The sequence below is a fragment of the Bacillus sp. PK6-16 genome (assembly GCF_056530295.1).
Map to the genome: position 1 here is coordinate 1,488,312 of NZ_CP096511.1, position 17,593 is coordinate 1,505,904.

At 36.5% G+C, this 17,593-nt stretch carries 13 protein-coding genes; all 13 read left to right on the forward strand.

Annotated features, from left to right (window positions below; translation table 11 throughout):
- The first annotated feature begins 13 nt into the window (after positions 1-13).
- The 13 genes from bshC (at position 14) to ftsA (ending at position 17,564) form a co-directional block, all read left to right on the forward strand.
- Positions 14-1,630 (forward strand): bacillithiol biosynthesis cysteine-adding enzyme BshC, encoded by a 1,617-nt coding sequence (gene bshC / locus M1D66_RS07860; protein WP_000403039.1) that lies wholly within the window; start codon positions 14-16, stop codon positions 1,628-1,630.
- Between the two features lie 368 nt (positions 1,631-1,998).
- Positions 1,999-2,931: a 16S rRNA (cytosine(1402)-N(4))-methyltransferase RsmH gene (gene rsmH / locus M1D66_RS07865; protein ID WP_000472514.1), complete on the forward strand. Its 933-nt coding sequence runs from the start codon at positions 1,999-2,001 to the stop codon at positions 2,929-2,931.
- Positions 2,932-2,946: 15 nt separating this feature from the next.
- A complete protein-coding gene (ftsL, locus tag M1D66_RS07870) occupies positions 2,947-3,309 on the forward strand; it encodes a cell division protein FtsL (RefSeq protein WP_000182804.1) in 363 nt (120 codons plus the stop codon).
- 21 nt (positions 3,310-3,330) lie between these two features.
- Positions 3,331-5,481 (forward strand): penicillin-binding protein, encoded by a 2,151-nt coding sequence (locus M1D66_RS07875; protein ID WP_000739960.1) that lies wholly within the window; start codon positions 3,331-3,333, stop codon positions 5,479-5,481.
- Positions 5,482-5,562: 81 nt separating this feature from the next.
- Positions 5,563-7,479, forward strand: coding sequence for a stage V sporulation protein D (locus M1D66_RS07880; RefSeq protein WP_001266234.1), 1,917 nt, complete (start codon positions 5,563-5,565; stop codon positions 7,477-7,479).
- A gap of 185 nt (positions 7,480-7,664) precedes the next feature.
- Positions 7,665-9,140, forward strand: a complete 1,476-nt coding sequence (gene murE / locus M1D66_RS07885; RefSeq protein WP_000766315.1) for a UDP-N-acetylmuramoyl-L-alanyl-D-glutamate--2,6-diaminopimelate ligase — start codon at positions 7,665-7,667, stop codon at positions 9,138-9,140.
- A gap of 22 nt (positions 9,141-9,162) precedes the next feature.
- Complete coding sequence (gene mraY / locus M1D66_RS07890; protein ID WP_000893060.1) at positions 9,163-10,137, forward strand: phospho-N-acetylmuramoyl-pentapeptide-transferase; 975 nt, start codon at positions 9,163-9,165, stop codon at positions 10,135-10,137.
- Positions 10,138-11,490: a UDP-N-acetylmuramoyl-L-alanine--D-glutamate ligase gene (gene murD, locus M1D66_RS07895; protein WP_000860115.1), complete on the forward strand. Its 1,353-nt coding sequence runs from the start codon at positions 10,138-10,140 to the stop codon at positions 11,488-11,490. It begins immediately after the preceding gene.
- 90 nt (positions 11,491-11,580) lie between these two features.
- The gene (gene spoVE, locus M1D66_RS07900) at positions 11,581-12,672 is read left to right on the forward strand and encodes a stage V sporulation protein E (RefSeq protein ID WP_000753520.1); all 1,092 of its coding nucleotides are present in this window, start codon (positions 11,581-11,583) and stop codon (positions 12,670-12,672) included.
- A gap of 103 nt (positions 12,673-12,775) precedes the next feature.
- On the forward strand, positions 12,776-13,870 hold the full coding sequence (murG, locus tag M1D66_RS07905; protein ID WP_025709060.1) for an undecaprenyldiphospho-muramoylpentapeptide beta-N-acetylglucosaminyltransferase: 1,095 nt from the start codon (positions 12,776-12,778) through the stop codon (positions 13,868-13,870).
- A gap of 212 nt (positions 13,871-14,082) precedes the next feature.
- Entirely contained in the window at positions 14,083-14,988 is a 906-nt protein-coding gene (gene murB, locus M1D66_RS07910) for a UDP-N-acetylmuramate dehydrogenase (RefSeq protein WP_242555095.1), read from the forward strand.
- Positions 14,989-15,086: 98 nt separating this feature from the next.
- Positions 15,087-15,857: a cell division protein DivIB gene (divIB, locus tag M1D66_RS07915; RefSeq protein ID WP_001065794.1), complete on the forward strand. Its 771-nt coding sequence runs from the start codon at positions 15,087-15,089 to the stop codon at positions 15,855-15,857.
- Between the two features lie 399 nt (positions 15,858-16,256).
- A complete protein-coding gene (gene ftsA, locus M1D66_RS07920) occupies positions 16,257-17,564 on the forward strand; it encodes a cell division protein FtsA (protein WP_001087558.1) in 1,308 nt (435 codons plus the stop codon).
- Positions 17,565-17,593: the final 29 nt, after the last annotated feature.

The following is a 17,593-nucleotide window of genomic DNA, read 5'->3' on the forward strand; positions in this document are numbered from 1 at the left end:
AAGGAAGAATTATATGGAGATAAAAGAAATCTCTGTTCCGCAACAAGGTGTTGTAGCGGACTATATGAACGGTAAAAAAGAGATACAGTCATGTTTTGATTATATGTTAACAGAAGATGCTTTTAAACAACGTTTACATGATTTGCGTGAAAGGGAGTTTTTCCGCCAAGATTTAGTAGCGCATTTATTAGAATATAATACAAAATTACAAGCGGGAGAATCTACACTTCAAAATGTAAAAGCGCTTGGAGATGAAAATACATATGTTGTTATAGCTGGACAACAAGCAGGGTTATTAACTGGACCGCTTTATACAATTCATAAAGTTATTTCAATTTTACAGCTTGCAAAGGAAAAGGAAGAAAGTTTAGGAGTTAAAGTTGTCCCTGTCTTCTGGATTGCGGGTGAAGATCATGATATGGATGAGATTAACCATACTTTTGTCGCGAAAAATAAAAAGATGAAAAAAACTATTTTTTATGACCGTAATCCGAAAAAGGCGAGTGCTTCTGAGTCTGAACTTTCTGTTGAAGATTGTAGAAATTGGATTGAAGAGATTTTTAAAACATACCCAGAAACAAATTTTACAAAGGATGTATTAAAATTTGTTGATGATGCTTTGAAAAAATCGAATACGTATGTAGATTTCTTCGCTCATCTTATTACGAAAATCTTTGCTAATTCTGGTTTAATCCTTGTTGATTCACATCATCCTGAATTAAGAAAGTTAGAAATTCCATTTTTTAAGCGAATTATAAGTAAGTATAAAGAGGTACAAGAGGGGCTTCGTAATCAGCAAGAAGTAATTAAAGAACTAGGATACAAACCGATTATTGAAACGAAGTCTCATGCAGTGCATATATTCATGGAAATAGATAATGAACGAGTATTACTTGAAGATCAACAAGGTAAGTTTGTTGGAAAGGATGGGGCGCATTCCTTTTCATACGAAGAGTTGATTGAAGAGATGGAGAGAAATCCGGCACGTTTTAGTAATAATGTTGTAACACGTCCTCTTATGCAAGAGTATGTATTTCCTACGCTCGCATTTATTGGAGGTCCAGGAGAATTAGCTTATTGGAGTGAATTACAACAAGTATTCCATACTGTCGGTTTTCAAATGCCACCTGTCGTTCCTCGTCTTACAATTACTTATGTGGAGAGAGATATAGCGACGGATTTATTTGATTTGCAATTGAGAGAAAGTGATCCGTTTTTAAATGATGTCGATAAATTGCGTGAAAACTGGTTGTCTAATCAAATAGAGGAACCGATTGATGATCATTTTGAAAAGGCGAAAAAAGAAATTGCCGATATTCATACATCTTTACAGCGATTTGTAAAGAAAATAGAGCCAGGGTTAGGTGCGTTTGCAGGGAAAAACGAATTGAAAATTAATGAACAAATTGAACTGCTGGAAAGAATGTTGAAAAGAAATGTTGAGAAAAAGTATGAGGTTCAGCTAAATAAATTCCGCCGTATACAATTCGCACTTCGTCCATTAGGTGCACCGCAAGAACGTGTGTGGAATGTATGTTATTATTTAAATCAGTTTGGTTTGGATTTCGTTGATCGTGTAATGGAAAACTCTTTTTCTTGGGACGGAAAACATCATGTTATAAAACTATAAAATCTTGCTCTTTGGAGCAGGATTTTATTTTTATTCCGTTGAATTTACTGTGAAGTGATTTTTTTCTGAATTATCAATCAAAAAGTGTTAAATATGGCAATTGTGTTGGATACTTAAATATATGACAAAATAGCACAAAATGTAAACGTATTATTCGCTTTTTCGACAGTTTTTTATTTAAATTCCCGCAAAAGATGATAAAATTTAGTATATAATAAAAGAAAATAGCGATTTGTATAGTATGTTGCCTTTGTTGGTAAGTTAAATGAGTCGTTCTTTCGTATTATTTCATTCTCTAAGCGTGAAATATGTGTTTAGAGGAAGGGATACATTCAACATAATTAATTGGAAAAAGAGTAGGTGCAACAATGTTTAAACACGTAACAGTGCTTTTAAAGGAAACAGTAGACGGCTTAAATATAAAGCCAGATGGTACATATGTAGATTGTACACTGGGGGGAGGAGGACATAGTTCTTATTTATTATCCCAATTAACTGAAGGTGGAAAATTAATAGCGTTTGATCAAGATGAGATAGCGATTCAAAACGCGAAAGAAAAGTTCTCTTCATACGGTGAACAGTTTATAACAGTAAAGAGTAACTTCCGTTATTTAGCTGAAAAACTGCAGGAAATAGGTATAACAGAAGTAGACGGTATTTTATTTGATTTAGGTGTTTCATCCCCACAATTAGATACACCAGAACGAGGCTTTAGTTATCATCATGATGCACCGCTAGATATGCGGATGGATCAAGATGCCCCATTAACAGCGTACGATGTTGTAAATAGCTGGTCATATGAACAACTTGTAAGGATTTTCTTCCAATACGGTGAAGAGAAATTTTCAAAACAAATTGCAAGAAAAATTGAAGCTTATCGTGAGAATAAAGCTATTGAAACGACAGGAGAATTAGTAGAGCTAATTAAAGAAGGTATTCCGGCTCCTGCTCGTAGAACGGGTGGGCATCCTGCTAAGCGAGTGTTTCAGGCAATTCGTATAGCTGTAAATGATGAATTAAAAGTATTTGAAGAAGCATTGGAATCTGCTATTGAGATGGTTAAGCCAGGTGGAAGGGTTAGTGTTATAACATTCCATTCATTAGAAGATCGTATTTGTAAAACAACGTTTAAGCGAAATAGTACAACGCCACAATTGCCGCCAGGATTACCGATTATTCCTGATGAATTTAAGCCGAAATTAAAGCTTATTACAAGAAAACCGATTTTACCTTCTGATATAGAGCTAGAAGAAAATAATCGTGCGCGTTCTGCGAAGTTGAGAATCGCTGAAAAACGATAAAAGGGAGAGAGAGGTATGACTAATTTAGCTGTAAAGTACAAACAACAAGCGCAAGAAGAGGTGCAAATTCAAACGCCCCCACAGCAGATGGCTAAGCCGAAGGTTAAAGCGAAAATTACAAGAATCGAAAAACTGTTGTATGTAGCGTTTATTGGCTTTTTATTATATGCCTGTGTCGCGTTTATTGGAAATAAAGCAGGCCTTTATCAAGTTAATGTAGAAGCAGCGACGATAGAAGAAAAAATTGTACAGCAGCAAAAAGAAAATCAAGAATTACAAGCTGAAGTAGAGAAGTTAAGTCGCTATGAACGAATCGCTGAAGTTGCAAAAAAACATGGGCTAGAAATTAATGCGAATAATGTGAAAGGCCTCAAATAAGGCAATAGGTGTGAAGGAACGATGAAGAAGAATATGACTAAATTTCATACCAATAAGGGAGCAGGTTATTTTATGATATTTTTCCTCCTGCTCTTTTTGCTGTTATTAGCCCGATTTTTTTACATACAATCAACAGGAACAGTTCATAATCAGGATTTAGATGCACTTGCTAAACAAAAGCATAGTAAAAAAGGAGTTCTTGAAGCGAACCGAGGAACCATTTATGATCAAAACGGTCATGTGTTAGCGCAAGACGCAAACTCTTACAAAATGGTAGCTGCACTAAAAGGTGCTAACTCAGTTGAGAATAAAGAAGATACTGCAAAGAAAATTGCAGGAGTACTTGGAAAAGGCGAAGAGGATATTTTAGCTTCTTTAAACAAGGAAGGTAGAAGTCAAGTCGAATTTGGAACGTTAGGCAAGGATTTGACGAAAGAAAAGAAGGAACAAATAGAAGCGTTGAAGTTGCCGGGAATATCTTTTATTACAGAAAATGCAAGGGTGTATCCAAACGGTGATTTTGCATCTTACGTTATAGGTCATGCAAAACCAAATGAGAATGGAACCTCGGTAGGTCAATTTGGCATAGAGAAAAGCTTGGATAAATACTTAAGTGCTTCGAACGGAGAAGTAGCATATACAGGTGATCGTAAAGGTGTGTCCCTTGATGGGGGAAAAGTTAATGTAAAGGCACCTAAAAATGGAGATAACGCTTATTTAACAATTGATCAACGTGTCCAAAGTTATTTAGAAGACGCGATGAAAGCAGCAAGTAAGCAATATGAGCCAGAAAGTTTAATAGGGATTGTTGCAGATCCGAAAACTGGGAAAATATTAGCGATGTCTACTAAACCTAGTTATGACCCTAATGATCGCCAAATTAAATATTTCTTCAATGACGCGATTGCCAATGCATTTGAACCTGGATCAACAATGAAAATTTTTACGTTAGCGGCAGCTATTAATGAAGGTGTGTACAAAGGACAAGATTATTATCAATCCGGGACATATCAAGTCGGAAATAGGAAAATAAAAGATCATAATGGCGGTGCTGGTTGGGGCTCTATCACGTTTGATGAAGGGGTAGAGCGTTCTTCGAACGTAGCGTTTGCAATTTTAGGAGATCAAAAACTTGGTCCAGAACGTTTCCGAAAATATATTCATAGTTTTGGATTAGATGAAAAAACGAACATTGATTTATCAGGTGAAGGATCGAATACAATTTTATTTGATCAGCAAATACAACAAGTGACAACAGCTTTTGGACAAGGTTCCACTGTAACACCAATTCAGCTTGTACAAGCTGCAACGGCCATTGCAAATGATGGGAAAATGATGAAACCTTATGCAATTGATAAAATTGTAGATCCGATAACAGACAAAGTAAAATTAGAACATAAGCCAGAAGAAGTAGGAAAACCTGTTACAAAGGAAACAGCAGCGCAAGTAAGACAGTTATTAGAACGTGTTGTTACATCTCCGAAAGGTACAGGGACAGCTTATAAAATTGATGGATATTCAGTTGGTGGTAAAACAGGTACAGCGCAAATTCCGGATGGAAAAGGCGGCTATATGACAGGAAGGCAGAATTATATATTCTCATTCTTAGGTATGGCACCAATGGACGATCCACAACTTGTCGTGTATGTAGCTGTTAAACAGCCGAAATTAAAAGATGATGAGAACGGCGCACAACCTTTAGCTGATATTTTTAAATATGTAACAAAAAATAGTTTAGAGTATTTAAAGATTAAGCCAAATGAAGTGAAAGATCCGAAAAAACATCTGAAAGAACAACAAACTACTGTTCCAGATGTAACTGGTAAAACGATGGCTGAAGCGGGGAAAGCGATTGATAAAGCAAAACTTCGTCCAATCGTACTAGGTGAAGGGAAAGTACAGCAACAAGTACCAAAAGCGACTGAACAAACATTAAAAGGCGACCGAGTCTTCTTGGTAGGAGATAAGCCTACAATGCCAAATATACAAGGATGGGCACTGCGTGATGTTATGAATTTAGCGAAGACATTACAGCTTAACTTGAAACCTTCTGGTACAGGATACGTAACAGAACAAAGTGTGGCGGAAGGAACATTATTACAACCTGGTACAGAATTAGGTGTCACACTCGTACCGCCACTCGAACCACAGCAAGAAGCAGAAAAGCCGTAATGGTAAAAGAGAATAAGTTCTAATTAAATAAGTACAAGCATATATTGGAACAAGCTAGGCGTAAGGGAGGCTTGTTCCGATATGCGTGTATCAAATGTAACAGTTAGAAAACGACTTATTTTTATACTTATATCAGGTATACTTATTTTCACGATTATCGATATTCGTCTTGGATATGTGCAATTTTTTCTTGGGAATATGTTAACGGATCGTGCGAAAGATTCATGGAGTCGTAATATTACTTTTGAACCCGAACGTGGGAAAATTTTAGACCGAAATGGTGTGGAACTTGCCACGAATAAAAGTGCTCCAACTGTCTTTGTTGTACCGAGGCAAATTGAAAAACCAGCAGAGACTGCAGAGAAGTTAGCTGCAGTATTAGGTGTGGAAAAAGATGAGATTTATAAAAGGATTACAAAAAAAGAATCGATTGTAAGGTTAGATAAAGGCGGAAGGAAAATATCACATGACAAAGCGAAAGAAGTACGAGGATTAAGTCTGAAGGGCGTGTATATTGCAGAGGATTCTATCCGGTACTATCCATTTGGAAACTTTTTATCACATGTATTAGGTTTTGCAGGTAGCGATAACCAAGGTCTTATGGGACTAGAAAAATATTATGATAAAGAGCTAAATGGGGACAAAGGTCATGTGCGTTTTTTTGCAGATGCGAAAGGACAAAGGATGCCTAATGTTGGTGATGATTTCAAAAAACCAGAAGCTGGTTTAAATTTAGGATTAACAATCGATGCGCGTATTACAAGGATTATGGAAAGAGAAATGAATATTGCGGAGTCAACTTATAATCCTGACGGTATGATTGCGATTGCAATGAATCCTAAAAATGGTGAAATTTTAGGTATGTCTAGTCGACCGAGTTTTGACCCAGCGGATTTTCAAAGTGTCTCTCCAGAAGTGTATAATAGAAATCTACCTGTATGGAGTACGTATGAGCCTGGTTCAACATTTAAGATCATTACATTAGCTGCAGCATTGAATGAAAATTTAGTAGACTTAGAGAAGGATACGTTTTATGATGATGGAGCAGCTGAAGTAGGTGGAGCTAGATTGAAATGCTGGAAAGCAGGAGGTCATGGCAGTCAAACGTTTTTAGAAGTCGTTCAAAACTCATGTAACCCGGGATTTATTGAACTTGGTGATCGCCTTGGTAAAGACCGATTATTTAAATACATTCGTAATTTTGGTTTTGGGCAGAAGACTGGAATTGACTTGCAAGGTGAAGGTAGTGGGATTTTATTTAATTTAGATAAAGTTGGTCCAGTAGAGCAAGCAACAACTTCATTCGGCCAAGGGGTTTCTGTTACACCGATTCAACAAGTAGCAGCTGTAGCGGCGGCTGTAAATGGTGGAACATTGTATCAGCCATATATAGCTAAGGAGTTTATTGATCCGAAAAATAATCAAGTTGTTAGTAAAAAGACACCTGTTGAGAAAAGAAAAGTTATTTCCAAGGAAACTTCAGAAAAAGTTCGTTATGCATTAGAGAATGTTGTGGCGAAAGGTTCTGGTAAAGGTGCTTATATTGATGGATATCGTGTAGGTGGAAAAACGGGTACTGCTCAAAAGGTGAAAGATGGTAAATATTTAGAGAATAATTATATAGTATCTTTTATCGGATTTGCTCCAGCGGATGATCCAGAGATTGTTGTGTATGTTGCTGTTGATAATCCAAAAGGGGTTACACAGTTTGGTGGAGTGGTAGCAGCTCCAATTGTCGGGAATATCCTTCGAGATGCGCTTCCTGTTATGGGAGTGAAACCGAGAAAAGAACAAGTTGAGAAAGAATATAAATGGGGCGATACACCAACTGTGGAAGTTCCGAATTTAATTGGAATGAAAAAGAAAGACTTACAAACACAACTCGTCGATTTGAAGCTTGATATAAGTGGAGATGGAGAGAAAGTAATTAAACAATCACCAGAAGCGGGAGCTAAAGTAAAAGAAGGCTCAAAAATTAGAATTTACTTCGGGAATTAAAGGTAACATAGTACGTTTTATGGTACAATTGGTGGAAGTGAGTTCTTTATAGAACAGTTACTTAATTTGAGACAGTAAGTGTCTCATTCATAAATAGGTCAGTAGCACTTACCTCCTTATATAGGAGGTAATGTGTTGCTTACTGAAAAAAAGATAAATAAACAATGTAGAGAGGGTTTAGTGAAATGAAGTTGCATACACTTGTATCATGTTTGCATGATTTTCCAGTTGTTCCAAAAGAAAATCCAGAAATCACATCTATAGAAGCTGATTCACGTAAAGTGAAAGAGGGAAGCTTATTTGTATGTATGAAAGGATATACGGTTGATAGCCATGATTTTGCTAAGCAAGCAGCGGCACAAGGAGCGGCTGCTATTGTTGCGGAAAGACCAATTGATGTTGACGTTCCAGTTGTACTTGTGAAAAATACTTTTCGTTCGTTAGCGGTTTTAGCTGATTATTTTTATGGTCAACCGACACACAAGTTACATTTAATCGGAATTACAGGTACAAATGGAAAGACAACAACATCGCATATTATGGATGAGATTATGCGAGCACATGGTCATAAAACAGGGCTAATTGGAACGATTAATATGAAAATCGGTGATGAAACATTTGAGGTGAAAAATACAACACCAGATGCACTAACACTTCAACAGACGTTTTCAAAAATGGTTGAACAAGGTGTGGACAGCACGGTAATGGAAGTTTCGTCACATGCGTTAGATCTTGGTCGTGTACACGGATGTGATTACGATGTAGCGGTGTTTACGAATTTAACACAAGATCATTTAGACTATCATAAAACGATGGAAGAATATAAACATGCAAAAGGGTTACTATTTGCACAGCTTGGCAATAGTTATAATCATAATCGTGAAAAGTACGCTGTGCTGAATAGCGATGATAATGTAACAGAAGAGTATATGAGAAGTACTGCAGCAACAGTTGTAACATATGGTATTGATACAACAAGTGACATTATGGCAAAAAATATCGTTATGACGAGTGGTGGGACTACATTTACGCTTGTCACACCATATGAAAGTGTAAATGTTACGATGAAATTAATAGGTAAATTTAATGTATATAACGTACTTGCAGCAACAGCAGCAGGACTTGTTTCGGGTGTGAAATTAGAAACAATCATTGCTGTTATAAAGGAACTAGCTGGGGTTCCAGGGCGTTTTGAAGTTGTTGATGGAGGACAAAATTATACAGTTATTGTTGATTACGCACATACGCCGGATAGTTTAGAAAATGTATTAAAAACTGCAAAACAATTTGCAAAAGGTGATGTGTATTGTATCGTTGGCTGTGGCGGCGATAGGGACCGAACGAAGAGACCGATAATGGCAAGTGTTGCAACAAAATATGCAACTCATGCAATTTACACATCAGATAATCCAAGAAGTGAAGATCCAGCGGCTATTTTAGATGATATGGTACATGGTGCAAGCGGGAAAAATTATGAAATGATCATTGATAGAAAAGAAGCGATACACCATGCAATCGCTAAAGCGAAAGCAGATGATATCATTATTATTGCTGGTAAGGGGCATGAAACGTATCAAATTATTGGTAAAGAAGTTCATCATTTCGATGATCGTGAAGTTGCTAAAGAAGCAATTACAGGGCGTTTAAACAACGAAGAGTAACAACGTGAGAGGAGGACTACATGTGCTTGAGCAAGGTTTATTAGTAACGGCTGGGGTAGCATTCTTAATTTCTGTTGCCCTTTCGCCATTGTTTATTCCATTTTTAAGAAAATTAAAGTTCGGACAGAGTATTCGTGATGAGGGACCGAAGTCACATCAAAAAAAATCAGGGACACCGACAATGGGTGGTATCGTCATATACGTATCTATGATGGTAACTTCACTTATTATGGCGATTAAGTTTAATTATTTAGGTGCAGAGGTTTCGTTATTACTATTAGTGACGTTTGGTTACGGATTGATTGGATTTTTAGATGACTACATAAAGGTAGTTAAGAAGAGAAATCTTGGTTTAACATCAAAGCAAAAATTAGTAGGTCAGCTTGTTATTGCTATTGCATTCTTTTTAATTGGAAAAGGGCAAGCGTTCCACACATACATCATGATTCCGGGAACGGATGTTAAGTTTGAATTAGGTTGGGCGTATTTCGTACTTGTACTATTTATGCTTATTGGTGGATCAAATGCAGTTAACTTAACTGACGGTTTAGATGGTTTATTATCAGGAACAGCTGCTATTGCATTTGGAGCATTTAGTATTATTGCTGTGGCACAAGAGCAATTTGGAGTAGCGATATTCTGTATGGCAGTTGTAGGAGCTGTACTTGGATTTTTAGTATTCAATGCGAATCCAGCAAAAGTGTTTATGGGAGATACAGGTTCATTAGCTTTAGGTGGAGCCATTGCAGCTGTAGCGATTTTATTAAAACAAGAATTGCTACTTGTAATTATTGGCGGAGTATTCGTAATGGAAACTTTATCGGTTATCATTCAGGTCATTTCATTTAAAACAACAGGAAAACGTGTCTTTAAAATGAGTCCATTACACCATCATTATGAATTATGTGGTTGGTCAGAGTGGCGTGTTGTTGTGACGTTTTGGTCTGCAGGATTTTTATTAGCTGTGTTAGGAATTTATATCGGGGTGTGGATGTAATTGAAAACTGTAACTGAATTTCAAAATAAGAATATTCTTGTATTGGGCATTGCAAAAAGTGGTTATGCAGCAGCTACATTGTTACAAAAGTTAGGGGCAAATGTTATTGTAAATGACGGAAAGCCTTTAGCAGAGAATGTACTTGCTGCAGAATTACAAGCAAAAGGAATGGACGTTGTATGCGGTGGTCATCCTTTAGAATTATTAGAGAGAAATATTTCTCTTGTAGTAAAAAATCCAGGAATCCCGTATTCTAATCCAATATTAGTTGCTGCGAAAGAAAAACAAATTCCGATTGTTACGGAAGTTGAATTAGCATATCGTATTTCAGAAGCACCATTTGTTGGGATTACGGGGTCTAACGGTAAAACGACGACGACAATGCTGACATTTGAAATGCTAAAAGAAGGACAAAAGCATCCTGTAATTGCAGGGAACATTGGAACTGTAGCGTGTGAAGTAGCACAGGATGCAAAAGAAAATGAAGTTGTAGTTACAGAACTTTCATCGTTTCAATTGATGGGAGTAGAATTGTTCCAACCTAAAATTGCTGCGTTTTTAAATTTATTTGAGGCCCACTTAGATTATCATGGGACGAAGAAAGAATATGGTTTAGCAAAAGCAAATATTTTTAAAAACCAAACAGAAAATGATTATAGTGTAATAAATGCGGATGATGCAGATGTGATGGCTTTGTCTGCGTATTCTAAAGGTCAAAAAATCCTGTTTTCGACAACGAAAGAAATTGAAGATGGTGCGTGTATAAAAGATAACGCTCTTTATTTCAAAGGTGAAAAAGTTATTGAAGTAAGCGATATCGTTTTACCTGGTCAACATAATCTAGAAAATATTTTAGCTGCGATGAGTATTGCGAAATTATTAGGTACTTCTAATGAAGCAATTACGGTCGTGTTAAAACGTTTTACGGGTGTAAAACATCGTTTAGAATATGTAACAACGATTAACAACCGTAAGTTTTATAATGATTCAAAAGCAACGAATATGTTAGCGACTGAGAAAGCACTATCTGCGTTTACACAACCGATTGTGTTACTAGCAGGTGGGCTTGATCGCGGAAATGAATTCGATGATTTAATTCCGTATTTCAAAAATGTAAAAGCGATTGTAACATTTGGACAAACAGCTCCTAAACTAGTAAGAGCGGCAGAAAAAGCGGGATTAGATATAATTGAAAGTGTCGATACTTTAGATGAAGCAGTGGTGAAAGCTTATGCTCATTCTAAAGATGGTGATGTCGTTCTTCTTTCTCCAGCGTGTGCAAGCTGGGATCAATTTAAAACATTTGAAGAAAGAGGAGACATTTTTATACAAGCTGTGCATAAACTTATATAAAGTAAATCAAAACATCAGTAGGCTAACACCTACTGATGTTTTGTTACATAGGGCAAAAGGTTCTGCCTAAAGAGGTGGTGTTTGTGGGTAATGAAGAAAACGCCTGATTTTATTCTCATCATCGTAACACTTTCATTGTTGACAATCGGAATGATTATGGTTTATAGTGCGAGTGCAGTTTGGGCCTCTTATAAAATGGGGGACTCATTCTTTTTTGCAAAAAGACAATTACTGTTTGCGGGTCTTGGTGTAGTAGCTATGTTTTTTATTATGAAAATTGATTATTGGGTGTGGCGTACGTATTCAAAAGTGATTTTGCTAGTTTGCTTCATTCTTCTTATTCTCGTTCTTATTCCTGGAGTAGGTCTTGTTCGAGGAGGAGCACGAAGTTGGATTGGAATCGGAGCATTTTCGATTCAACCGTCAGAATTTATGAAGTTTGCGATGATTATTTTCTTGGCAAAGTTTTTAGCAGAACGGCAAAAATTGATTACATCTTTTAAACGTGGTTTATTACCGGCTCTTAGTTTTGTGTTTCTTGCTTTTGGGATGATTATGTTACAGCCAGACCTTGGGACAGGAACGGTAATGGTTGGGACATGTATCATTATGATATTCATTTCGGGAGCGAGGGTCTTTCACTTTGCAATGTTTGGTTTGATTGGTGTAGCAGGATTTGTAGGGTTAATTGCATCAGCACCGTATCGAATGAAACGCATTACATCATATTTAGATCCGTGGTCAGATCCGCTTGGGAGTGGATTTCAAATTATCCAATCATTACTTGCAATTGGACCTGGTGGATTATTTGGGCTTGGACTTGGACAAAGTAGACAAAAATTTCTTTATTTACCTGAACCACAAACTGACTTTATATTTGCGATCTTATCCGAGGAATTAGGTTTTATTGGTGGTTCATTTGTGTTATTATTATTTAGTCTATTATTATGGCGCGGGATTCGTATCGCATTAGGAGCGCCAGATTTATATGGTACGTTTTTAGCAGTAGGTATTGTGGCGATGATTGCGATTCAAGTAATGATTAATGTTGGTGTTGTAACAGGACTGATGCCTGTTACGGGTATTACCTTGCCGTTTTTAAGTTATGGTGGATCAAGTTTGACATTAATGTTAATGGCAGTAGGTGTATTATTAAATATAAGTCGCCATTCTCGCTACTAAACCCTGTTTATAAGACAGGGTTTTTCGTATGTGTGTAAAAATGCAATATGTATATAGAAATAAATATAATGGAAATAAGAAAAGAGAAGCGGAGGAGTTAGTAGTGCGTGTATTAGTGAGTGGTGGGGGTACTGGTGGTCATATTTATCCAGCTCTTGCTTTAATTAGAGAAATAAAAAAGTTAAATCCAGAAGCAAGATTTTTATATATTGGTACGGAAAATGGACTAGAGAGTACAATCGTTCCAAAAGCAGGTATACCATTTCAATCTATTGTTATAAGTGGATTTAAACGAAAAATATCATTAGATAATGTGAAAACAGTAATGCGTTTTCTAAAAGGTGTACAGGATAGTAAACGATATATTCGTCGTTTTAATCCGGATATCGTAATTGGAACGGGTGGATATGTATGTGGACCAGTTGTATACGCTGCAGCCAAATTAGGTATTCCAACTATTGTACATGAACAAAATAGTGTACCAGGTGTAACGAACAAGTTTTTAAGCCGTTATGTTGATAAAGTTGCTGTTTGTTTTGAAGCAGCTATAGAGCATTTTCCAGAGTCAAAAGTGGTAATGACAGGTAATCCACGAGCATCAGAGGTAATGGATCAAAATGGAATGAAGGGGAAACGTTCAGTTGGGCTTTCTCTTCCTAAAAAGTCTGTACTTATATTTGGTGGAAGTCGTGGGGCTAGACCGATTAACGATGCCTTCGTTGAAGCAATTGAACAGTTTGGGAACAAAAGCTACGAAATACTATATGTAACAGGTGAAGTACATTATGACAAAGTGATGGAAGCCGTGAAGCAAAAAGGGAACCCAAGCAATGTTATTATTAAGCCGTTCATTCATAATATGCCAGAGGTACTAACTGGTGTAGACCTTGTTGTTTCAAGGGCTGGGGCAACAACACTTGCAGAATTAACAGCGTTAGGAAAACCAAGTGTGTTAATACCGAGTCCGTATGTAACAAATAATCATCAGGAAAAGAATGCACGTTCAGTTGTTGATAAAGGAGCGGCAAAAATGTTACTAGAAAAAGATTTAACAGCTGAAACGCTTATTCGTGATATTGATGAGATTTTATTAGATGCACAAACATTACAAAATATGAAGCTAGCTGCTAAGCAACTAGGTATTCCAGATGCAGCAAATAAGCTGTATGAAGTAATGAATAAGCTTGTAAAAAAATAAAGTGAGGCTTTAATCAGCGGGGAGTGATTCTCTCTCGTTGATTATTACCTTTCACTAATCGGTTGTTTACTGGTATCCTCATTCCGCCTAATTTCTTTGTTATCGCCTAATTTTGATTTAGGAGCTGTACTGCCCGTAAATAGAGGGATAACGTTAGGTGAACGCCCTGCATATTATTGTCATAAGGAGACTTAATATGGGGGAGATTGTCTATGGAACAATTAGTAAATGAGCTTATAGAAGCAGACGTTGGTCGTGTTTTAGTTGACGAGCCGTTAGCACGTTATACAACTATGAAAATAGGTGGACCAGCGGATATTTTAATTGTGCCAAAGCATGTAGCCGGTATTGAAAAAACATTACAGTTAGTAAAACAATACAAAACGAAGTGGATTGTAATTGGTCGCGGTTCAAACCTTCTTGTATCTGATCAAGGCATAGAAGGTGTTGTTATTCGTTTAGGAGAAGGATTAGATCACTTAGAGGTCGAAAAACATAAGGTAAGAGTTGGTAGTGGATATCCTCTTATTAAATTGTCAACTTTACTTAGTCGTCAAGGGTTAGCTGGATTGGAGTTTGCAAGCGGTATTCCAGGAAGTGTCGGTGGTGCAGTATATATGAATGCAGGTGCACATAAATCGGATATATCGAGTGTATTATCGAAGGCTCTCATTCTGTTTGAAGACGGTACAATTGACTGGTTAACGAATAAAGAACTGGAGTTTTCTTATCGGGCATCTGTATTGCAAACGAAACGTCCTGGTATTGTTTTAGAGGCGGTGTTTCAATTACAGGCGGGAAAACGTGAAGAAATTGTACGTAGCATGCAAAATAATAAAGATTACCGCCGTGAAACGCAACCATGGAATCACCCGTGTGCAGGAAGTGTATTTCGGAATCCAATCCCACATTTTGCAGGAGATTTAGTAGAAAAAGCAGGGCTTCGTGGTTATAGGATTGGTGGAGCTCAAATTTCTGAAATGCATGGCAATTTTATTGTTAATACCGGGGGAGCTTCAGCGCAAGATGTATTGTCTTTAATTGAATTAATAAAACATACAATTAAGGATAAATTTGATGTAGATATGCACACAGAAGTAGAAATCATTGGAAGATAACGGTTATTCGTTCCGCTCATTATCATTTATGTTATAATAAGAAGATAAGAACGGCATGAGGAACATGCCGTTCTTTATGTTACATAGGGGGATCGTACATGAATAATAGTAAAGTGATTAAACTACAAGATCGTGTACCAAAATTGAAAAATCAAAAGAAAAAAAACAAAAAAAATGTTAATCATCGATTGATTTTATACATATCAATTTTATTTTTATTAGTGCTCTTTTTAATTTATTTTCGGTCTCCGCTTAGTAATATAAAAAAGATTAGTGTGTTTGGAAATCACTATATGACGGATGAACAAGTAATGAAGGATTCAGGCGTGACATATGATACAAGTTATTTCCGAGTGACAGCACATAAAGCTGAAGAAAACTTAACGAAGCGAAAAGAAATTAAAGCAGTAAATGTAAAAAAACGTTTTCCAAACAATATTGATATTCATATCGAAGAATATGTAACGATTGGTTATATAAATAAAGAGGGAAAATTACAACCGTTATTAGAGAATGGAAAAACGCTTGATGTACTACCTAATGGAAAGCTTCCTGTTGCAGCACCGATTTTCGAACCTTTTAAAGAAGAGAAAATGAAGGAGTTAATCGCTGAACTAGAAAAATTAACACCAGCTATTTTAAAATCTATTTCGGAGATTCGCTATTCACCAACGAATGCGAATGAAGATCATCTTACTTTATATATGAATGAAGGTTATGAAGTGAGCACTACAATTCAAAATTTCGCAAAACGTATGGAAGCCTATCCGCTTATTTTAAAAACAATTGAGCCAGGTAAGAAGGTATTAATTGACTTAGAAGTAGGTGCATATACGAAAGAATTAGGTGCGGAAGAAAAAAAAGAATAGAATGGTAGTTTTCGTTACTTATAGCAGAAAAAACAAAACGAATGTTCTATTATGTGTATACGAATTTAGAAGAATGGTTCATTTGATGAAAAATATGTAAAAATTCTTAGATTCATACTAGTATTGGTACAAGTTTCACTTTTCTATGAGTACATCTTAGTGTAGACTTATACTTGGCGGTAAACTTTACACTCGAAATAGAATTATTTCAAGATAAGCAGTTATTCATAGTTTACTGCGATATTCTTAATTGAATGCTAAATAAAAATAAGAAAAATATAGGGTTAAAAAAGGGAAACGTATAAAGACGTTGAATATTTTTCTTATAAATAGTAAAGTTGCGATTGTTGTTCCATATATTGAGTTGTATGGTATAAATAAAGAAGGAGGTGCCAAAGAATGAACAGCAATGAAATATATGTTAGTCTTGACATCGGTACATCCAATGTTAAAGTCATCATTGGTGAAATGGTTAATGACAGCTTAAACATTATTGGTGTTGGAAATGTAAAATCAAATGGTTTAAAGAAGGGATCGATAGTTGATATAGACGAGACTGTTCGATCAATTAAAAAAGCAATTGAACAAGCTGAGCGCATGGTGGGAATCCACATTGAGCAAGTTGTAGTAGGTGTCAATGCAAACCAGGTACAGCTACTTCCTTGTCACGGAGTAGTCGCTGTTTCAAATGAAGATCGTGAAATCGGGAATGAAGATGTCTTACGCGTTCTAGATGCAGCACAAGTTGTGTCAATTGCTCCAGAACGTGAGTTTATTGATGTGGTACCTCGACAGTTCATCGTAGACGGTCTTGACGAGATTAACGATCCACGCGGGATGATCGGTGTAAGATTAGAAATGGAAGGTACACTTATTACAGGCTCGAGAACTTTACTACATAACCTACTTCGTTGTGTAGAAAAAGCAGGTCTTGAAATTGTTGATATTTGTCTTCAACCTTTAGCGGCTGCAACAGTTGCAATATCTTCAGATGAAAAAAATAGAGGAGTAGCCCTTGTTGATATGGGGGGAGGATCTACAACTTTATCTATTTTTAAAGATGGAGAGTTACAAGCGACGAGCGTATTACCATTAGGTGGAGACCATATAACGAAAGATATTGCGATTGGGTTGAAAACTTCAACAGAAAATGCAGATCAAATTAAGTTGAAATATGGACATGCTTTTTATGATACAGCATCTGAAGAAGAGATGTTTACGGTTCCTATTATGGGAAGTGATCAAACAGAACAATATTCTCAGTTGGAATTATCGGATATAATAGAGGCTCGTGTAGAGGAAATTTTAATGTTTGTTCAAGACGAAGTGCGTAAGTTAGGAGTAAAGCAAGTGGCTTCTGGTTATGTACTAACTGGCGGAATTGCTTCTATGCCAGGTGTTCTTGATCTTGCATATGATATTTTACATGAAAATGTTCGTGTAGCAACTCCTGATTATATCGGTGTGCGTGAGCCCCAATATACAAGTGGAGTTGGATTAATTAAACATTCTTATCAAAAAGCTAAATTACGTGGGAAAAATGTGCAGGAAAAGCAAGAGCATTTTGAACCAGTACCAGCACCAGCACCAACGCCGGTACAACAGCAACCCACGAAACAAAAAACTCGTAATCAAAACAATAATAATCAAAATGATGACCGCATGATGTCAAAAGTAAAACGTGTATTCCGTTATTTATGGGATTAAAATTGGACACGAAAAATGAGGTTCTAGGG